This window comes from Paenibacillus mangrovi (assembly GCF_022898935.1).
GTDB lineage: Bacteria > Bacillota > Bacilli > Paenibacillales > Paenibacillaceae > Paenibacillus_AQ > Paenibacillus_AQ mangrovi.
Map to the genome: position 1 here is coordinate 408236 of NZ_JALIRP010000003.1, position 20338 is coordinate 428573.

20 protein-coding genes are annotated in these 20338 nt (G+C 54.5%); 5 read left to right on the forward strand and 15 right to left on the reverse strand.

Going from position 1 to position 20338, the window contains the following annotated elements; translation table 11 throughout:
• Positions 1–117: 117 nt before the first annotated feature.
• From MUG84_RS09980 to mraY, 4 genes are all read left to right on the forward strand, one after another.
• Positions 118–468, forward strand: a complete 351-nt coding sequence (locus tag MUG84_RS09980) for a PadR family transcriptional regulator (RefSeq protein ID WP_244724582.1) — start codon at positions 118–120, stop codon at positions 466–468.
• The gene (locus MUG84_RS09985; RefSeq protein ID WP_244724584.1) at positions 465–1145 is read left to right on the forward strand and encodes a permease prefix domain 1-containing protein; all 681 of its coding nucleotides are present in this window, start codon (positions 465–467) and stop codon (positions 1143–1145) included. The genes MUG84_RS09980 and MUG84_RS09985 overlap by 4 nt, the downstream gene beginning before the upstream one ends.
• Positions 1135–1704, forward strand: coding sequence for a DUF4825 domain-containing protein (locus tag MUG84_RS09990; protein WP_244724586.1), 570 nt, complete (start codon positions 1135–1137; stop codon positions 1702–1704). The genes MUG84_RS09985 and MUG84_RS09990 overlap by 11 nt, the downstream gene beginning before the upstream one ends.
• A 132-nt stretch (positions 1705–1836) precedes the next feature.
• The gene (mraY, locus tag MUG84_RS09995; protein WP_244724588.1) at positions 1837–2790 is read left to right on the forward strand and encodes a phospho-N-acetylmuramoyl-pentapeptide-transferase; all 954 of its coding nucleotides are present in this window, start codon (positions 1837–1839) and stop codon (positions 2788–2790) included.
• A 240-nt stretch (positions 2791–3030) separates the two neighbouring features.
• Here the strand turns inward: mraY and MUG84_RS10000 are convergent, their stop codons facing one another.
• A complete protein-coding gene (locus MUG84_RS10000; RefSeq protein WP_244724591.1) occupies positions 3031–3789 on the reverse strand; it encodes an SDR family oxidoreductase in 759 nt (252 codons plus the stop codon).
• Positions 3790–3961: 172 nt separating this feature from the next.
• On the reverse strand, positions 3962–4135 hold the full coding sequence (locus tag MUG84_RS10005) for a hypothetical protein (RefSeq protein WP_244724603.1): 174 nt from the start codon (positions 4133–4135) through the stop codon (positions 3962–3964).
• On the opposite strand from MUG84_RS10005, the gene MUG84_RS10010 reads away from it, so the two are divergent.
• Positions 4134–4331, forward strand: coding sequence for a hypothetical protein (locus MUG84_RS10010; RefSeq protein ID WP_244724605.1), 198 nt, complete (start codon positions 4134–4136; stop codon positions 4329–4331). The two genes, MUG84_RS10005 and MUG84_RS10010, sit on opposite strands and share 2 nt — an antisense overlap.
• On the opposite strand, the gene MUG84_RS10015 is transcribed toward MUG84_RS10010, so the two are convergent.
• The 13 genes from MUG84_RS10015 to MUG84_RS10075 all read right to left on the reverse strand — a co-directional run bounded on the left by MUG84_RS10015 (position 4312) and on the right by MUG84_RS10075 (position 20290).
• Complete coding sequence (locus MUG84_RS10015) at positions 4312–4548, reverse strand: DUF6953 family protein (RefSeq protein ID WP_244724952.1); 237 nt, start codon at positions 4546–4548, stop codon at positions 4312–4314. The two genes, MUG84_RS10010 and MUG84_RS10015, sit on opposite strands and share 20 nt — an antisense overlap.
• Before the next feature lie 166 nt (positions 4549–4714).
• The gene (locus MUG84_RS10020) at positions 4715–4978 is read right to left on the reverse strand and encodes an inositol monophosphatase family protein (protein WP_280521258.1); all 264 of its coding nucleotides are present in this window, start codon (positions 4976–4978) and stop codon (positions 4715–4717) included.
• 59 nt (positions 4979–5037) lie between these two features.
• Positions 5038–6882 carry an alpha-L-fucosidase gene (locus MUG84_RS10025; protein WP_244724607.1) on the reverse strand — a complete coding sequence of 615 codons (1845 nt, stop codon included), beginning with the start codon at positions 6880–6882 and terminating at the stop codon, positions 5038–5040.
• A 55-nt stretch (positions 6883–6937) separates the two neighbouring features.
• Positions 6938–8113: a glycoside hydrolase family 88 protein gene (locus MUG84_RS10030; protein WP_244724609.1), complete on the reverse strand. Its 1176-nt coding sequence runs from the start codon at positions 8111–8113 to the stop codon at positions 6938–6940.
• Positions 8114–8146: 33 nt separating this feature from the next.
• Positions 8147–10300: a glycoside hydrolase family 31 protein gene (locus MUG84_RS10035; protein WP_244724612.1), complete on the reverse strand. Its 2154-nt coding sequence runs from the start codon at positions 10298–10300 to the stop codon at positions 8147–8149.
• A 3-nt stretch (positions 10301–10303) separates the two neighbouring features.
• The gene (locus MUG84_RS10040) at positions 10304–11350 is read right to left on the reverse strand and encodes a glycoside hydrolase family protein (RefSeq protein WP_244724615.1); all 1047 of its coding nucleotides are present in this window, start codon (positions 11348–11350) and stop codon (positions 10304–10306) included.
• Positions 11350–12543 (reverse strand): glucuronate isomerase, encoded by a 1194-nt coding sequence (locus tag MUG84_RS10045; RefSeq protein ID WP_244724619.1) that lies wholly within the window; start codon positions 12541–12543, stop codon positions 11350–11352. The genes MUG84_RS10040 and MUG84_RS10045 overlap by 1 nt, the downstream gene beginning before the upstream one ends.
• A 130-nt stretch (positions 12544–12673) precedes the next feature.
• Complete coding sequence (locus MUG84_RS10050) at positions 12674–13147, reverse strand: glycoside hydrolase family 95-like protein (protein ID WP_342346108.1); 474 nt, start codon at positions 13145–13147, stop codon at positions 12674–12676.
• The gene (locus tag MUG84_RS10055) at positions 13147–13980 is read right to left on the reverse strand and encodes a glycoside hydrolase N-terminal domain-containing protein (RefSeq protein WP_244724625.1); all 834 of its coding nucleotides are present in this window, start codon (positions 13978–13980) and stop codon (positions 13147–13149) included. Before MUG84_RS10055 ends, MUG84_RS10050 begins: the two co-directional genes overlap by 1 nt.
• Positions 13981–13984: 4 nt before the next feature.
• On the reverse strand, positions 13985–15547 hold the full coding sequence (locus MUG84_RS10060; protein WP_244724628.1) for an extracellular solute-binding protein: 1563 nt from the start codon (positions 15545–15547) through the stop codon (positions 13985–13987).
• A 181-nt stretch (positions 15548–15728) separates the two neighbouring features.
• Positions 15729–17615 carry a cache domain-containing sensor histidine kinase gene (locus MUG84_RS10065; RefSeq protein WP_244724630.1) on the reverse strand — a complete coding sequence of 629 codons (1887 nt, stop codon included), beginning with the start codon at positions 17613–17615 and terminating at the stop codon, positions 15729–15731.
• Positions 17612–18634: a response regulator transcription factor gene (locus MUG84_RS10070; RefSeq protein WP_244724632.1), complete on the reverse strand. Its 1023-nt coding sequence runs from the start codon at positions 18632–18634 to the stop codon at positions 17612–17614. The genes MUG84_RS10065 and MUG84_RS10070 overlap by 4 nt, the downstream gene beginning before the upstream one ends.
• 75 nt (positions 18635–18709) lie before the next feature.
• The gene (locus tag MUG84_RS10075) at positions 18710–20290 is read right to left on the reverse strand and encodes an extracellular solute-binding protein (protein WP_244724634.1); all 1581 of its coding nucleotides are present in this window, start codon (positions 20288–20290) and stop codon (positions 18710–18712) included.
• Positions 20291–20338 lie beyond the last annotated feature (48 nt).

Below are 20338 nucleotides of genomic sequence, written 5' to 3' on the forward strand. Positions count from 1 at the left end.
CCCAAAATAAGAGAGACACCACGTTAGCATATATCGGCAAGACGAAACCCTTGTTTTAAGTATTACATTGTCATACATAGTAATATGTGATACATTATATTCACGAGGTGAAAGCGAGTGGGAGAAAGCAGCATCAGCAGTGACCTGATCCGAGGCCATATTGATTCGATTATCCTCCGCATTTTGTGTGAGGGCGACAATTATGGCTATGAAATCATCAAATCCATATCTAAATACAGCCAAGGCCAATACGAGCTTAAGGAGCCTTCGCTTTATACCAGTCTGAAGAGGCTGGAATCCCAAGGATACATTACATCCTACTGGGGGGACGAAAGCCAGGGTGGCCGCCGGAAATACTATACGGTTACACCTCAGGGAATAGACGCATACCATAACAGCGTTGAGGCTTGGAAAATCGCTAAAAGGCTGATTGATCAGCTGATTGAATCCAGGGAGGAATCGAATTGAGTCCGTTACAGGAGCACGTGGAAAGTTTATTCGCGGGATATAAGCCTACCCGGCAGGTGCGGGAATTAAAAGCTGAAATCCTGAGCAATCTGGAGGCCAAGGTTGCAGATCTGACCACAGAGGGGATGGAATACGATCTGGCTGTGGAAGTGGCCAAAGCTAATATAACGAGCGTCAAGGGATTAGTTGAGGAACAAGCCTCCTATGACGTTGCTAAATATCGGACTGAACTGCTGCAGACAGCCCTGCTGTACTTCCTGATCGCCTGGATCGTCACGATTCCAATGCAGCTCTTCCGGGTTGCGGAGAATCTCAGTCTTCTGCTCCCTCTCATCGCAGTTGTACTTGGCATCATTTACATAATTGTCCGCGGTTCTGCTACCGGGGCCGATTCTAAGACAGCAAGTTTTGATTATACATCCGGAGTATATAAGCGTAACCTGGCGTGGATTATTTGGGGGATTTTCGTAATGGCGATGACGATGTCCACGACGGCGATTCATATGGGCAGCAATATTTGGTTCGGCAGGCCGCTGCATATTTCGGGGCCCTACCAATTTGGCGTGCTTGCAGCGAATTATGTATGGCCGCTCGTCACTATTGTGATTCCGCTGCTCTTTAATGCCTCTCTCCGGCTGAAAATGAAACATGAGGCAGGTGAAAACCATGTGGACTAAAAATAAAACAATCCTGCTGCTTGCAGCGGCCGGCATTTTGCTTTTTTCCGCGATTCAGGGCATCGTCCTGCCTCAGTGGGACCGTCAAAAGCAAGTTTATGCAGCCGAGCAGCAAAGTCCGCTAACGCATGATCTGCAAAGCATTATGAAATACCAGAACAAATACATGGGCAATGCCAGCAATTTGTCTAACCTTATGCACACCCTACCGCTAAACGAGGTTCGAAGCACGATGGAGCTGCATCCGGACAGCTTGACCGCAGACATTATCTATCATGCTGAAACAGCCGATCTGGACACGGAAGATCTTGAACGCTCCCTCATCTACAATGCCACCGCCGCCTTTGCGCTGATCGACAATCTGAAGCAGATCCGCTTCAAATTCGATGACCGGACCTATTCAGTCGAGCGGAGCACTGTCGAGAGCTGGTACGGCAAAAAGCTATCCTCTCTCACCGATTCGCCGAAGATCTGGAAGCCGGATGTTCAGGAACCGCTCGCAGACCGCAATTATGTGAAAAAAGGAATCAACAGCCTGTTTACCGTCACAGACGTGTAAGCAGGCTGTTTGACTTGCCCAAGACAAATCAATTCCATATTTCACATACAAAAGGAATGTTTGTCCAGAGAAACGAATTAATTATAATAAGACAATAAAATCAACCAATATGAAGATAAAGGGTGTTTTCACATGTATGAAATGATGGTCATATCCGGCTTATCCTTTTTGCTTGTGGCAGTGCTTATGCCCATGCTCATCTGGGCGCTGCGAAGAATGAGGCTGACGCAGCCGATCCGCTCAGAGCTTCCGGCAGATCATCAGGCGAAACGCGGAACCCCGCTGATGGCTGGGCTCATTCTGATGATTGGCGTAGCAACCTCTCTGCAGTTCCATCCGGTTCCGCTGATGCTGCTGCTGTGCGTTACCTTTTTGCTGTTCAGCTCCATCGGTTTTCTGGATGATTTCAAAAAAGCCGCCTGGCAGGATCCCTCCGGCATCTCCGGGCGTATGAAGCTGGTGCTTCAATTCATTTTTACGGGCGCCATATTGTACGCACTGATCCACTACTTCGGATTGACCAGCGATATCACGTTATTCCAGGGGTTCCAGCTGCATCTGCCCGTTTATGTGTACGTGGCGGTTATGCTGCTGTTCGTGGTTGGCTCGGCCAATGCCATTAATTTCACGGACGGTTTGGACGGACTGCTGATTAACGTGGCGATTCCTACATATTTTTTCTTTTTCATGATATCAGACAAACCGGAAGTACAGACTTTCTCGCTTGTGATGATCGGCTGTCTGCTGGGCCTTTTTCTGTACAATATTTATCCGGCCAGAGCCTTTATGGGCGATACCGGTTCGCTGGCCATTGGGGGCTCCTTGTCCATTTTGGCGGTGATTGAAAAGGTTGAGATTCTGATTCCGATCCTGTTTTTCGTGTATCTGGCAGAACAGCTGTCGGTCATTTTACAGGTATGGTATTACAAACGGACCAGGCTCCGTCTTTTCCGGATGGCCCCGATCCATTTCCACTTCAGCCTCAAATACGGATGGAGCGAGAACAAAATCGTCATGATCTTCGGCTTCATATCGTGGTTATCCGTGCTGATCTGCTGGCTGATCTGGAAGTATCTCATGCACTAAGGTGCGATTTTGGGTAAAGGAACAAGCCGGTTTATCCATTCCTATGGGATTCAAATGAAGATTCCATGAGGGTTCGCATGATTCCAATCCGCACAAAAACCGGGGCCAAAAGCCCCGGATCTCTGGATCCGATTATGCGGATTTCGTCCCTTTCCCAACTGAAATGTTCACAACTGATGCAGGATGGCCCAATCAATGAATACCGGATGGCCCTAAATCCGGGTTCCCGGCTTTGTTTGTTTACAGATGAGAGCCGCCGCTTGCATCGATCAATTGACCGGTCACCCAGCGGCTATCCGATGATGCTAGAAAAGCGGCCACATCCGCCACATCTTCAGGCTCTCCCCATCTGTTGAATGTTGAAAGTCCGGCGGCGGAGTTACGCCCAGCGGGATTTTGCAGCGTTCCGGCGTTCATCTCCGTATTGATGATGCCAGGCAGGATCGCGTTCACCGTAATATGGCGGCTTCCAAGCTGCTGGGCCAAGGCAAGAGTAAGCGTGTTGATCGCTCCTTTTGACATGCTATATGCGAATACACTCGGAGAAGCCGCCCGCGTAACAAAAGATGAAAGGTTGATAATTCGCCCCCCATCCGTCAGACGCGGCAAAGCCTGTTGGATCACGAAAAATGGCGCCTTGACGTTCGTATTCATCACCTCGTCAAAGGAATCTTCCGTTGCCTCTTCCAGTGTGAGAATTTGCCCGATTCCGGCATTATTCACAAGAATATCAAAACGGTTATTGCCTGTGCGTTTCCGAAGCTTCTCGTCCAATGTCGCATATAAATCGCCAATCCCCTTAAGCGTGCTAAAATCGGCGCCGATCGAAAACGCGGAACCTCCATTTTGCTCAATTTTCCGGACGACTTCCTCTGCTTCGTTTTGTCTTCTTCCATAATGAACCGCGACCAAGGCGCCGTCCCGTGCCAACCGCAGCGCTATGCCGCGGCCAATCCCCCGGCTTGCACCGGTTACTAAAGCGATTTTACCTTTCAACATGCCCTCATCTCCTTGTCTACTTGAATACAGTATTGTTATATCATGAGGGCGATATCGTAATGTTGCTCTCTCATTCCCGGTCCCCAAATTCTCGAAGTTGCAACAGCGCCAAATTCATCCTTTGAGCGAGCCGGCGGCAATCCCGTCGACGAAATACTTTTGTAGCAAAATGTTATACGAGTATGCTCGGAATCGCAGCCATGACCGTGCCGGCGGCAATCCAGCCGATTTGCGCGCTGTTCTCCCCGAAAAGTCTGGACAATGCGACCGTAATGGTGCGCGAGTCGGGCTTTTGCAGGAAAAAGAGCGAGAACTGGTAGTCATTCCAGATCGAGTTCGCGTTCATGATCACGATCGTTTATGATTGGTTGGATAAAAAAGTCTTAAAAAAAGAAGGCTGGGAGCTGATCTCCCTGCCTTCTTTTACATGCGCAAAAACCCATTACTACCGCTTAGTACGTCCACCAGTTGCCGGACATCTCAATCATGGAGAACAGCTCGGCTATCCTCATGCCCGCGATCTTACGTCCATGCCCACATAAAGCTATCGCGGTCCCAGGCGATCCGGCCGCCGTGCAGCTTGCGGAATGCCTTTTTTACTTCCTTGGACAGCGAGGCGTTCCCATTCTCATTCACAAAAACAAATTCTTCGCCGAAATGCTCACGTACATATTGGATGGCATCTGTTTGATACAGATTGCCCTTAAATCTGATCTCCTGAACCATCCATTCGGCCACCTGCTGAGGTGTATATTCCATAATTGCATCGATCCCTTCCATCTAAGTCCACCTATTATAACAGATCGGAGCTCGATTTCGATGTTCTCCAGGGAAGGTCACGTCATGAAATAAACTTGCGGAAGAATGCAATCTGGCCCGCATGCAGGCCGTTATGATACAGCACTCTTCCAAGTGCCGGGCAACTTTATTGGGCAAGGATTTTCGCTATTTCCGCCCGCAACTGTTCATGACCTGCTATAATCCCGGAGTTTCCCCAGGTAAACGGCTTTCCGTCGATAGCCGGCAAGCTTCCTCCCGCTTCCTCGATCAGCAGTGCCCCAGCCATCCATTCGTAAATGCCATGGCTGAATTCCCAGTAGGCGTCCATTCTGCCGCCTGCGAGTCCTGAGAAAGACGCCACAGAAAATAACGTTTTGACTAGCGATTGACCTTCGGTTATGGGCTGCAAATGAAAACAACCCGGCCCAAGAGTTCTCGGACGGGTTGCTCATGGTTCAAGGTGCATCTTTATATCGCTGCGTGAAGCGGCTTCAGCAGTAATTTGCGCGGCTGCATGAGGTACGTTCCCGTGATCCGCTCTGCATGCAGCTCCAGGCGGTATTCTCCCGCCTCTGGAAAATACAGCACGCCGAGCTCAAACGGCTGGAACTCATAGGCCCCCCCAGTGGGATGGACATCTGAAAGCAGCGGATGCCCGGAGGCTTCCAGCCGGATGCTTCCGCCACCCTCATCACCGCAGCCGTAATCCAGGCTTGCCACAAAAGAGCAGGGTCCCGAGGTGCGTATACGCCAGAAAGCGTAATCCTGTTCATGAATCCAGTCCAGGAGATTATCGCGATTCTTTTTGCCGGTGTCATAACGGAGAGTGCTCCCGTTGATCTCGCTATCGAAGACGCTGAGCTCATACGTCTCGGCCTCTCCATCGCCGCTATGCAGCAGCCGTACCGGATTGCCTGTAACAGGACCTGCGTATTCGACGGCCAGCACGACGGGCTTGCCGTCCGCAGGAAGCCTACGATCATCCAGCAGCACAATCAGATCCTCATTTCCCAGACGCTTAAATGCAAGATCAGCCCCTCCTGCTAAGGGATATACCCTCTTTACACGGCTGAGCAGTCCCGGAACCACCACCTGCCGATCCGCCGGTACATCAAAAAGATGCAGATAAAGCGTCTGACCCTTCAGCGTGCATCTTCCCCAAGAAGGCTTCGCCGTCGGAGATGCTCCTGCGCCATATATGCTGTCCCCGTTGATGTTCAGCCATTCTCCCACTTCAAGCAGGATCTCCTCCGAGACCGGGTCCCATTCCCCCGTCGCGGTTGGCCCGACATTGATGACCAGATTGCCGTTTTTGCTGACCACGTCAATCATTTGGCGGATGATCGATACCGGCCGCTTCCAGCTCGAATCCGATTTTTTATAACCCCAGGAATCATTCAGCGTAATGATATTTTCCCAATCTTGGCGGATGGTCCACGTTTCAAGCTGATTGTCCGAGGTGTTGGCGTAATCGCCAAGCGGGCTTTTCCAGACGCGGCTGTTCACCAGGCATTGCTGCTGGAGCGCATGGACGGTGTTGAAGAACAATTCGCCTTGTTCCCGGGTCAGCTTGCCGCCGCAATCGAACCACATCAGCCCCACCTTGCCGTACTCGGTCAGGAGCTCCCGCACCTGTGGAAGGGATTTGCGGTGCAGATAATGCTCAAAGCGCGTACGCTTACTCTCATCCTGAATCCAGCTTCCCACCTCGTCATATGCGCCGATATTGTCGGGATAATCCCAGGTGTTACCCTGGGAGTCCGGGTCATGCCAATCCATCGCGTGCGAGTAATAAATGCCGAGCACGATCCCTTCCACACGACAGGCCTCCTCCAACTCCCGAAGCGGATCCCGGCCGAAAGGCGTGTGCTTGACGATGGAGTAATCGGAGACTTTCGAATCGTACATGGCGAACCCGTCATGATGCTTCGCCGTAAAAATGATATATTTAAGGCCGGCTCGCTTAGCCGTGCGAACCCAATGCCCCGCATCGAAAGCAGTGGGATTAAACCGTTCCGCCATTTCCTCGTATTCCTGCACCGGAATGCGCGCCCGCAGCATGATATGCTCACTGTACGAGGCTTGGATCTCTTCGCCGTTCCATTCGCCCGCCGGCAGCGCGTAAGGGCCCCAATGGATAAACAAGCCAAGCCGCGCTTCCCGCCACCAGGCAATCCGCTGCTCATGAGCCTCGTCAGGAAGCGTGCCCGGGTCCTCCTTCAAAGCCTGCAGCGGATCGTCCAGAAGGTTCTCTTCCCGGCTGCGGCCATGCGGGCCGGGTTGTACATGCTTCAAATCCATCTGATCTCTCATGATCGGCTGTCCCCTTTCTATGTCTCGTAACCTGATTTCCGGAGCGGTTGAAACCTTACCAGAAGCGGCACTTAGAACCGCGCAGCTTAGAAACGGCCTCCACGAAGAAATAGTCGCCGTAAATAAGCGGCGTATCGACGTGCACGCCGCCCGGCAGGTTCGAGGTACCCGATAAAAGCAGCCCCTCCTCATCCTCCCGGTCCCAAGCTCCATAACGCTCATCGAGCGAGCGGACGAGGCGCGTGGCAGCCTCCAGATACATTTGGCCTTCTCCTGCCGGCACGCAGCCTGACAGCTCGATTAAACCGCAGGCTGCACAGGCTCCAGCTGAGGTATCCCGCGGTGTATCCGCGTTTCGGGGTGCCCGGAAGTCCCAATGCGGCACGTAATCCTCCGGCAGGTTGGCCAGAAAGAAATGCGCCGCCCGCTTGGCCCCGATCAAAAACTCTTCATTGCCGGTGTACTGATAGGAGAGCACCATGCCGTATATCGTCCAGGCGCTGCCTCTGGCCCAAGCCGAATCCTCCGCATGTCCCTGACCGGCATTGGCGCCCAGCAGCTCGCCGGTTTCCGCATCGAAGCGAAGAATATGGTAGCTGGATCCGTCCGGACGCATGAAATGTTCCAGAACGGTACCCGCATGTGCGGCGGCAATATGGCGGAAGCGAGGGTCGTTAGTCGTCTCCGAAGCCCAGTACAGCAGCGGCAGATTCATCATCGTATCGATGATGGACCAGCCTGCGCGGTTCAGGCTCTCGGTGTCATGCCAGGCGCGGATATACCGGCCATTCAGGTTAAAGCGGCTGGCCAGTTGGGAGGCTGCCATCAGCCCCCGCGCTTTGGACCGTTCGTTGCCCGTTATGCGGTAATTCGCCACGGAAGAGAGCAGCCAGATAAAGCCCGAGTCGTGGTGCACGGACAGCGCATGCAGCGGTTCATCCAAACGCTCCTCGCACTGCTCGGCAATGGCCCGCAGATCGGCATGACCGCCGTCCGCGGACAGCTGCCACAGAATGCCCGGCCAAAAGCCGGCCGTCCACCAGGATACTCTCATATCATCATATACGCCGTTTACGGAAGCATGCGGACAACTGACGCCGATTCGGCGGCTGGTGCGCCTGACTTTTTGCTCGATTCGTTCCCATATTCCGTTCGCCCAAGCTTGAACGGATGGAGTATCCGCATGATGGGTCGCTTTCGCGGCGGATGGATTCAATACTTGTTCATTCATGATCTGATCCTCCTCTGTTGATATATGGCAATATTATTCAGGCGGCAGGCAGGTCTGACCGAAGCGCCAGCCCGTAATGCGATACCGACTACCCGGCCCGCCTGGTTCGGCATCGCCCGAGAAGCTGCCGCCTGCAGCTTGGGCGACCACGATCCTGCGCCAGCTGCCGCCGTTATGTTCAAAATCAAAGCTGAATCCGTCATCGTCATACAAAACGCTTTCGCTTGGCTTCGTTCCGAAATGGATCATTTCAACCGGAATCTCGCTTTCCCCGGCAGGAACATGATCCATTGCAGGCATCATGGGGATCATGGCCCCTTCCCTAACGAACAGTGGCATCCGCTCCAGCGGATAGTCCACATGCACGATCCGGCCCCCCTCATGGCGCACGCCGGTCTCGGCCTCGTACCAGGCACCGTCCGGAAGAAGCACGTCGCGGCCCGATTCGCCTGCGAATAAAGGCGCTACGAGGAGATCGCGTCCGATGCAGAACTGGTCATCCCATTCCCGCGCAGACTGCTTGCCGTAGGCACCCTCCACTGTGTCAAAGTCTTCCGGAGACGCGTGTTTCCCGGAAGCGCCGCTACCCGAAGTTCCGGTCGGCGCTTCTTTATCCCGCTTCTCCCCGGAGAGCGCAAGCGGCATTGCCTGAAAGGGCGGGATGCCCTTCGCTTCGTATTCTGCGAATACGGTATACAAATAAGGTAGCAGGCGCATCCGCAAGCGAATGTAATGACGGACGATCGCTTCGGATTCCGGATAGCTCCACGGCTTGACGCCGTCGCCCCATGCATTCAGCATGGCCAGCGGAGTAAAGCATACCGTCTGCATGCGTCTGACCCAGTCTTCCGCGTTGTCGGCCCTTCGGACCTCCGGAGACCAGAGCAGGCCGCAAAATGAAGCGTTGCATAGCGCACGGACGAACTGGCGGTGATCATACAAATCCGAGTACAAAACATACGGAAGAGAAGATGCTCCCGCGTTCGAGGCCCGGGCCAGACCGAAAGTGCGCCGATTCTTGTCGCGGTAAAGTCGGTCCGTCATATCCTGCAGAAGCAGGCCGTACAGTTGCCGCATCTGCTCGCCGTCGTGACCGGACGGAAAGGATGCATGCGCGGGAAACATCCAGGAGTTTCGGGTCAGCTCGCTGCCGTCGCATTCATCCAACTTGTAGCCCGAAATGCCGAGGCTTACATGCTCACGGTCATGCTGCGCCGCATACAGCTCGCGCGCTTCCTTCATCGTGTAGTCGGGGGCTAGACCGCCCCATACCGAATAATTGCCGGATAGCGGCTGCATTTCGTTATAAAGTCCCGACTTCGGGGATATATACGGATGCTCCCACAGGTTAACCTCGAACCCGGCCTCCTTCATTCTGAGAACGAATCCGGCCGGATTGGGAAACCGGGCGCCGTCCCATTCGTAAGTGACGGGATAGCTGGCCGAATGCCAGCCCGGCTCCAGTCCGATGACGTCGCAAGGAATGCCCCTGGCCCGGAATTCCGCCGCCTCCCGCTCCACCTCGTCATCCCGGAACAACGTAGGCACACGGTGCCAGAAGCCAAGCCCCCAGCGGGGAGGCAGGACTCCCCCTCCGCAGAACAGGTTGTAGCGTCTTACCACATCCTGCATTCCGGGGCCGCCAAACAGATACACATCCGCGCCATCCTGCGGCAGACGGATTTCGAGCTGATCCGAGACGAGCGTCGCCTTCCAGCCACGATCCATGTTGCGGTCGCGGGCTTGTGCCGCTGCATCCTCCTGCTGGCGCAGCGCCGAGCCGCAGTAAAACGTGATGGCTCTCGCACTGTCCACCAGAATGCCATAGCCCCGCGAGCTAACCAGAAATGGTACGGGGGCATGCGTCTCGCCCGTGTCCTGCTTCGGATCGCTGTTCACGCGCAAATAACGGGTTCTGCCGCGCTGGTTCATGCGCATGAACTGAAGACCCATGCCGTACAGCTTTTCGTCCTGCTCCAGAGGAAGGGACAGCAAGCTGCCGCCAGCTTGCAAAACGCTCATCCCGATCTCATCCTGCCGCAATGGCAGCTGACCCTCCGGCAGCTCAGCCATGGCTTCTATTCTCGGCTGACGGTTCAAACAGCTGAGAGGGGTTAGGCCCACGGGACTGCCGGTCCTTATCTTCCATACTCCAGGCGCCGCTTCAATCCAGCTGATCTGCTGCATGGCTTAGTCCTCCCTGTCGTTAGCGTTTCCCGCGGAAAGCGGAATCACCATATTCCAGGTATTCCTGGCCTCACGGAATCCTCCCGGTCCATCGGCCACGGCAGCAAACATATGCGTCGGTTTGCTGTCCTGAAACAGCAGGAACGGCCTTTCAAAACTCCCCATGACCCGCTCCTGTCCGTCATCCCACAAAACCTTGCGAGAATAAGCCTTCGGAGCGTCCGCAAGCCGCCAATCGGTACCGTTATCCGATAACGCCAGAATGCCCCCATGCTTCTCGCCGCATAGATGGCCCTCCATATCCTTGGCGATCATCGCGTACCCGCTGCCGCTTCGCCAAATGAACGGATCCTCCACGTGCACGGCAGGCGGGAACAGCGGCTCCTCGCTGATGACGCGATAAGGGCCTTCCAGCCTGGAGGCCTCTGCCGCTCCGAGCGTCATTTTTCCATAATTATGCCCTTCATATCTCCGTGCCTTATAGATGAGCAGCACCGAGCCGTCTTCCCGGATGCAGGGTGCAGGATTGGAGGTCAGATAGCTGTCGAGCTTGCCGGGACGCACCGGGAGAATCGGCGCATCCAGCCGCTTCCACGGCCCGAACACGCTGTCCGCGACCGCGAGCCCCACCCGCTTGTTCGCTCTAGCGGCAATGACACGGCAGTCATCCATTTCGACTGCATCTCCGGGGTCTGCCTCTGCAAAAGGATTGGTTGAGCCCATATAGTAGAGCAGATACCCGCTACCGTGCCGAATGACATGCGGGTTATGCGTGCTGCGGCCGTCCCAAAATTCCGCTCCTCTCGCAGGCAGTACCGTCTCCGCATACGTATAAGGGCCTTCCGGGGTATCCGAGACCGCGCGCACGATTTCCGATCGGATCAGCCAGCCCGGATGCATAGGCAGCCACTTGGGCCAGCGCGAAGCGAACATGTGATACCGCCCGTCTTCTCCGCGCACGACCGACCCGCACCAGACCCACCATTCCTCCATCCGGAATCCGCCGCCGATCGGTGCAGGCAGCATGCGGTCCATCAGTGACAAGGCCATCAGGCTCCCTCCTCCTTGATGCCGTAACGCTTGGCGGCACTACCGTACAGCCATTCCGAGGCGCAGCGCAGCGCCCCTTCGCGATCGATCCAGCCTTTGGCAACAAGCTCATCCAGAAAACCGGCGAGCAACCGCTTCACGACATGGATCTTGCCGTAGGTCCACTCGATGCAGCGGGCATCGGATACGATCAGCGAGCTCTTGATTGGCGCCAAAGCCTCCAGCCGGTACTGCATGCTTTGGGTATAGGTGCTTGCCCGGAAGTTGTACCACCACATGCCGCCGACATGCACGTTCGGGAAATTCCACGCGGCCTGAACCACGTCCAGATTGTTCAGCTCCGAGGCGACGACAAGCTCAAACGGAATGCTGTACCTTTCAAAGAGGCCGTACAATCGCAACACTCGCAGCGAATCATTGACCGGGGCCGCCGAAGCGCTCCCCCATCTTCGTTCCACGCCCAGAAAGAGCTGCAGGAACATGCCGCGGCGTTCAAGCTCGGCGCATACCTCATGCAATAGCATAAACATGATCTCATCCGGCGAGGTGTCTGCGGTCAACGCATACTGCTCATGCGCGGCGGCCTCATAGTTGGAGAGCGTGGTCATGATGCCCGGACAACCCATATCTTGATAGTCTTGAAGCCGATTCTGGACGTGAGCCTTAGCCTGTTCCAGAGCCTCTTCCCTCTTTTCTGCCTGAGCTACCTCCAACACAAGCTTCGGAAGCCAGCCGTCAATCCGCGGGAACAGCAGCGCATGATGCTTCATCCCCTCAAACAAGGCATGATCAGGGTGATTGACCGCGAAGCGGCGCACATGCAGCCGGTCCGCTACACGCTGCGCCCAGCCTTCTTCCTTGCTGCTCGCCTTGATCCGTTCATCTGCGATCCGGATCGATGCTGTATCGGTAAGCTCTACACCGTATAAATCCTTGAGAATGGTGGTAAAAGCAATATTCATCATCGTATTTCGTGAAGAATGATAGGCTTTGAGGAACGCATCTATCCGCTGCTCCTCCGGAAGCTTCTCCGCATCGGGCGGGTAGCCCGCGGTCTGGAGCTCGCGGTTCAGCCAGAAGTAGTCCGCGATCTTCCAAAAATCCTCTGCGCACAGATGGTCTCCCACCAGATGGGTATGGGTATCGATCGCATCCATGGCCATGATGTCATCCAGCAAGGATGAATGCTTCATCGGTAATCCTCTCCTTCGTTGCTAAGCTCGCGTTGATAGGCTCACTATAGTCGTTAAAGTTGAAATGCAATTGAAAGCCAGGTTTGACGAACGGTCGATTGACTTCTTCCTTGGAATGAGGTCCCTTCGATTACACAAAGCTCATCGTCTTCACAAGCGGCTCCCCGGCTTTCAACAGCACCTGCAGCCTGCGTCCGTCTGGCGTCACCGGTGCAGAAGAATCCACATCCCGATCCACCGATGGAGCCGGAGTCTCCAAGATGCTGCAGCCCTGCGGCAGCTCCATCGTTACCGGCTGATCGATGGCTGCCGACATCAGCCTCACCGAAAGCGTACCCCCTTTCCGATTCCAGTCCACGTCCACCTCGATGCTCCCGCAGGCCAGCATGCCATGCACCCGCCCCCGGATCCATCGGTCAGGCAAAGCGGGCAAAAGCCGCATCAAGCCCGGCTCGGAATACAGCAGCATCTCCTGCATGGCCGCCGTCCAACCCATGTTCGCGTCAATTTGAAACGGCGCCCAATCCATGGAAAGTCCGATACCCATGTTCCGCCAGTCATTATGAAGCGTATAAAAGTTGTTGATGACCGCCGAGCGGCTCATCAAATCGAGGCATTCGAGAGCCAGATTCCCTTCGCCCAGACGAGCACCTGCTCCGCGCCACTGGCCACGCTCTCCGTTCCTTCAGCCTTCAACCCGCCTCCCGTCGGAATGATCCGGGCTACGGCGCCGAAATCGCTGCCGTCATCGATGCGGGCTGCGTACCAGATAAAGGAGCCGTCCGATCCCGATTCCACCTCCACGGGAAGAGGCGCTTCAGGCCGGCCCGGCGGCCGCTTGGCATCACTCGGGTCATGCAAGCCGAGAGAGAATCGTGCATGCACAGATCCTTCCCCTTCGGCACGCATCTCCATCACGATCATGTCTTCGGGCCGGGATGCGAACAGGGCCCGCTCGAAAGCGGCCCCCCTGTCCTTCCAGCGAACGGTGACTTCGCCGGACTGCATATCAAGCTCGCGGGAATAGAGCTTGAAACCTTCATTCACCGCTGACACAATCGTGAGGTCCCCAAGCGGAAGAGGTACAGCCATGGCCGGATCATAGTCCTTGCGCTGAAGCTCCTCTACCAACATCGGTTCAGCCTTTTCCTCCTGACCGGAGAGCATCAGATGCCGCATCTCCTCCAGTCGACCGCTGATATCCGGCAGGTCCGGCGTACGGCTCTGCCACCATAAATCGCCGTGGGTAAGCATGACTGTCTCGCGGTGCACCCCTCCGTATACGGCAGCGCCGACGGTGCCGCTGCCAGTCGGGAGAGCTTCGCGCCATTTGGCTCCCCACCAGGAGGAGGGGGTCAGCAGTTTCAGCTTCCAGGCTTCTTTATCCATGCCGTCATACCTCTCTTTCCCCGATATCTGCCTGATGTAACGTTCCATTTTTTTATTTATGACGGCTCGACTGGTTTAGAATGCCATCGTTATTTTTGAAGCGCTCGGTAGCATCCTTGACGATGTCATTGCCGCCTTTTTGCTTGTATTCCTCAATGACTTTCGGCCAATCGGTAATCGGCTCTTTGCCGTAAATCATCTTCACCATGTGGTCGATGATCAGCTTCGGCGCCTGGTCAGGACGTTTGGACGCAAGATCCGGCAGTTGGCTGAAGGATTCAAGCTCAGGCACGAACCCGATTCCGCCGATGCCCTCGTCGGCCAACGTTTCATCCAGTGCCTTCAGGACATCCATGCCGCCTGGAAGCAGCTCCGTGCGCTCACGGTTAATGGTGCCATCCCCTATCCATTTTAGCTGCGAACGGAAGTTTTGCTCGTCATTCCCTTCCTTGGTCGTCGGGAATTTGTAATCGATTTTTCCGTCTTTCTCGGTGTAATTCTCGCCTTCGATGCCGAAGCTGAAGAATTTCGTCGCTTCAGGCGTTTGCATCCAGTCGAACAGTTCGATGATCCGGATGGCTTTCTCCTTGCTTACCTTGCTGTTGATGTACAAGGAGGTAATCACCGAACTGTACAGACCGTAGCCATTCAAGCCGGTATCTCCCTCGGGAGACGGGATGATGTCGATCTTGGCTTCCGGTACGACCGCCTGAATTTTGGTGCGAAAATCAAGCAAGCTTGCGGCATTCGCCGTCCACATTCCCGCATTGCCCGCCTGGATGTTCTCGGTGTACTGCGGCGCCTGGATGGTCGCGAAATCCTTCTGAATCAGGCCCTCGTCATACATCGTTTTGTATACGGTCAATGCTTTTTCCATGTTCTCGGCATTGTAGAACTTCGGAACAACCTCGCCGTCCTTCTCTACGAACTGGTAGCCCAGCGCATCATACGCGCCGAAGGCAATATCAGCATACTTGAAGTTTTCACGTCCCTGATAAGGTGCTTGTACGCCCAACTTCTTGAATGCGCGCAGCACGTTCAGGAAATCATCCATGGTATTTGGAACTGGAAGGCCTGTTTTCTCCAACAGATCGGTCCGGATATATGTCGCGCGGCGTGACGGGTTGCTAATCCAGGTTGGCACGCCGTAAATTTTCCCTTTATAGCTAACCTCGGCCCACGCTTCCTTCGGAACCGCCTTCATAATGTTAGGCGCATATTCCTTGAGCAGGTCATCCAGCGGCATAAACACGCCAGCTTCAATGGAGCCCGACATCGATTTATCCGTCGATCCGCCGACATTTTGCACCACGTCAGGAATATCCCCGCCCGCGAACATGACTGCCATTTTCGAGTCAAAATCTTTCAGCGGAATCATGTTGATGTCCACATCCACATTGGCCCGCTTTTCGAATTCCTTTACCCATTTGTCATTGTTAATATCCTTCGAGCTTTCTGCGTAAGCGTTTCCACTTGTTGACAAGGAGATGGATAATTTAATCGGTTTCGATTCATCCGAGGCGTCCACCGAATCCGTTTTGCTCCCTCCTCCGCATCCTGCAAGTCCTGCGGTAAGAAGCGTTGATGCCAAAATCAGGCTGATCCATTTCTTCATTAGACCTTTCCCCTTTCCGTTTATCAGAGACATTCTGTTTCGTGCTTACCTCATGATAAAACGAAAGACCGAGCAGGACCCATGGGGCAAATTATGCTTGTAGTGTGTTTTTTTAAGATGCAAAAAGAAAAACAGCCGGTTTCCCGGCTGCCTCGCGATGACCTGCTTTGTTATTATCCGATTATCCCGCTTGCCAGGAATCACCCCCGCCCGGGAAGGCCGAGGGGAGCAGTCCGGGTTCCTTCTCCAGGGTCTTGGGCGCGGAGCGGGGCATTCGCATGAACATTCGCGTCCCCTGCTCCAGGCTGCTTTCCACCGTCAAACCATATTCCTCTCCGAATACGAGCTGGATGCGCCGGTGCACGTTCGCTACGCCGATGCCGCTCTTCAGCTTGCCTTCCTCATCGCTGTCCGCGAGACGGTTCTCGCTCAGCTTAGCGCGCAGCTCCGACAGCCGTTCCGGCGTCATGCCGCAGCCGTTATCCTCCACGCTGACCCAAAAACCGTCTTCTTCCTCGCCAGCATCAATCATGATGGTATGGTGATCCTCGACCCCGTAGCGGAAAGCATGCTGAAACACATTTTCCACCAGCGGCTGGAGGGTGAGGCGGACCATTTTCCGCAGCAGTAGCTCCGGCCGCACGCGCATGTCGATTTCGAAATGCCGGCCGATGCGGTGATTGATGATGACCATGAAGTACATGACATGCTTCAGCTCGTTGGCCACCGTGATTTCCTCCAGATTGGTGCGAACCGAGTAGTGCAGCATGTACGATAGCGCCCCGACAATTTCGGAGATTTCGTCCGAATCCTGGATGACCGCATAGCAGACGACCGTCTCAAGCGTGTTATACAGGAAATGCGGATTGATCTGCAGCTGTAGCGACTGGAACTCGGCCTTTTGCCGCTCCGCCTGCATTTCCCTATTCTTTAGCTCGGACTGGTAGACGATATCCACGAGCTCCGACAGCCGATTCACCATCAGGTTGTATCGTACAATCAGCTCGGTGATCTCGTCATGGCGCTTCGGAAGGGGAATGAACTCCCAGTTCCCTTTTTCCGTCTGGCTCATCCCCTTCATCAGCGACCGGATCGGGTTCGTAATGGATTTGCCGAAACGGCTCGCCAGAAACAGCGCGCACAGGAAGGTGAGCCCCGCTACGATAAACATGAGCGTCCGGGTCGTTTCAAGCGGCTTGACCAGCTGGCTGTTCGGAATGGACACCACCAGATTCCAGCCGGAATAATCGGCTTTTCGGCTGATATACGCCCGCTTCGAACCTTCCGCGGAGCTGCGGAACATGGACGTGCCCGCTCGGGCCATCTCGCCCGCAAGCTTACCCGATATGGCTTTCCCGACTTTCGAAGGATCGGTATGATACTGGATCCGGCCCTTATCATCCACGATGAAAAAATAGCTGTCCGGACCAAGGTCAATCCCTTTCCAGAGCGTGGACAGCTCCTCGGACTTCACCTCAATGCCGACGAAACCCTTCATCTCGGGAGAGCGGAGGCCGCGGATGCGGCGGATCAGCGTCAGCATCGGCGCCCCTTCCCCCTGAATGCTGTGGTTGATAATGGTCAGACGTCCGGATTCATCCGTATGCGACTTGAAGTATTCGATCTGCTTGGTGGTGTCTTCGGATTTGAAGGAAGGCTCGGTACCGCCGTTAAAATAATACAGCGCATTGCCGTTGTACCCGATGATATACAGCGCGCTGATTTCGGGATTGCGGATCCAGACCGGGTCCACGATCGAATCACGGATGTCGGTCATATAGCGGTAATTTTCGTATTCCTCGCGGTCCGAAGGCAGATCGATATACTTTTTCACGCTCAGATTGGACAGTAAAGCCACCATCGAGCGCTGATAGGAAGACAGATATAAGTTGGTATGGTGAACGGCATTGTTGACGATCTGCGTCATCTGATTTTCCGCACTTTGCTCCAGCTGTCTTGCCGATATCGTATAGAAAGCGATACCCACCGCCGAGAGCGTGAGCAAAATGACAACCAGAAAGCTGATCAGCAGCTTGACCCTCAGCTGGATCCTGATCGTCCCCATCATTCAATGCCGAAAAACGACCGGTATTCCGAAGGAGACATGCCCACGAAATTTTTGAACGTCTTGGTAAAGTGCGGATAATCCTCGTATCCGACCTGAACCGCAATATCCGTGATCGTCAGCGCCGGAATGGCGAGCAACTTGCGGGCTTCCTCAATCCGCTTCTTGATGCGGTAATGGACGAAGGTTTCGCCCGTCATTTTCTTAAACAAAGCGCTGAAATATGTGCGGGTAAGCCCTACCTTCTTGGCTACTTCCTCCAATGTAACCTCCTCGGACAGATGCAGATCAATAAATGCCTTGGCCTCCTCGATCGGGTCTTTGAACTTGCCTTTGCGCGTCAGCTGTAGCTGCGTATAGATATCCTCCAGCACGATTCCAAAGGCTTCAAGCGCTTCCTTCTTGCTAATATCCGTACCGCTCTTGTCGACGCTGATTTGTGGCTGCCACCCCCGCTGCGAAAGTCTACCGACGATCATGTTCAGGCAGTCCTCAAGGACCGACTTCATACAGAGTACATGCAGTCCGCCGAAAAGGCAGTTCTCCCTGCTTTCCTCCAGCAGCCGGGTCATGTCACCCTTCTGCAGCATCCAGATGCTCTGCTCCAGCTTTTCCGCCCATTCCACGTATTTCTGCAGCGACAGAATATTCTCATTCATGCCGGCAATGATCTCGCGCAGCGCGTCATGGACATCCTGCTGAGTCACAGGTTTGAGCAAATAACGTTTGACACCGTAAGCAATGGCCCGCTGGGCATACTCAAAATCGTTGTAACCGGAAATCACCGCCACCTGCACATGCCCGAATTCCCTGTGAATCCGCTCGCATAGATCCAGGCCGTCCATCCGCTTCATCCGCAGATCGGTCAGCACCAAATGCGGCTCCTCGCTGCGGATCATCTCCAAAGCGGTCTCCCCGTCGTCCGCCGTGTAAATGGCCGAAAACGACGCCGGATAACGCTGCACCATTTTTACCAATCCCTTTTGAATGACAGGTTCGTCTTCCACAATCAGTACACGCATGGATCATAACCCCTTTTCTCGCCGGTTTTGAAAAAAAGTACCTGCAGTGCTATGCGCCACGCCTGACCACCACCTTTAGCGGTTTGGCAGGACCAGCACACCTTCGTGCGCGTTATAACGCTGCGTCGCTTCAAGGATAATCGCATCCCCGCCGCGATCTCTATACTCCCTGATCACTTTGGGCCAATCCGAAATCGGTTCCTTGCCGTAAATCATTCGCACCATATGGTCGACGATAAATAGCGGAGGCTGATTCGGGTTATTGGGGGCCAGCTCCGGGTATACGCTGAACACCTCCAGCTCGGGCACGAAGACAATGTTCCCCAGCCCCTCACCGGTAAGCGTCGAATCAATTGCATCGAGTACATCCCCGCCGCCCGGAAGCAGCTTCGTTCTTTCGCGGTTAATCGTCAGGTCATGGGTCAGCCACAGCAGCTCACGGAATCCCTGTTCGTCCTGCTGATCCTGCGTTTTCGGAAACGGATAATGGATCACGCCATCCGTCACCGTATAGGTGTCGCCGGGTATTCCGAAGGAAAAAAACAGCTCGGCCTCGTCGCTGAGCATCCAGTCGAAAAATTTAAGGATGCCGATGGCTGTCTCTTTTGACACCTGTTTGTTAATAAAGTACGAGTTTATCACGGAGCTATATAGCCCGTAGCCTTTCGTTCCTCCGGGACCTTCGGGTGAAGGGATGATATCCACCTTGGCACCGGGAACGGAATCAATCACCTTCGACCGGAAATCAAGCAGCCCGGCGGCGTTAGCCGTCCAGATTCCAACTTTGCCGGCATAAATATTCCGGGCATATTCATTCATACCCACCGTTGCGAAATTTTTCGCGATCAAACCTTCCTCGAGCATCGTTTTATAGACCGAGAGAGCTTCCATCATGCGCTTTTCTTCGAAAAACTTCGGCACGATCTCGCCATTCTTGCGTTCAAACTGGTATCCGAGCACATCGTAGGCTCCAAAAATGACATCCGCATATTTGAAGTTCTCCCGCATCTGGTACGGGTTCTCAACTCCCAGCTTCTTAAAGGCGCGCAGCACGTCCAAAAATTGATCCACCGTCTTCGGGACCGGAAGCCCCGTCTTCTTAAGCAGATCGGTCCGGATGTAAGTGCCTCGCCTTGACGGGTTATCGAGCCAGGCAGGAATGCCGTAAATATGACCGTCATAGCTGGTCTCCTGCCAAGCTTCCTTAGGAATCCGTTGCAGCAGACGGGGTGCATAAGTCCGCAACAGATCATCCAAAGGCATAAACAATCCGGCTTCCACCGTCCCTGCCATCGAAGCAGAGCTGGCTCCGCCCACCGTCTGGATCACATCCGGGAAATCATCGCCGGTCAACAGCACGGGCAGGCGCTTATCCACATCCTTCAGCGGAATCATCGTAATCTGAAGATCCGTGTTTGTCAGCGCTTCCAATTGTTTGATCCACTTATCCTCATGGATATCTTCCAGCTTGATCGCATATGGATTGGAGCCGGTAGACAACACGATCGAAAAAGACAACGCCCCCAGGGAAGAGCCGCTGCCGGCCATGGGTCCAGGGGAGTGACCGGAGATGCCGGGAGAATGGGATATTCCCGGAATAGAACAGCCTGCAAGAGTCACGATCGTGGCTAGTACCAGATAAAACCACCTTTTCATTGCCTCCCCCTCTTACTCGTCCGGTTTGCTCTCTTCGGACGTGATGAG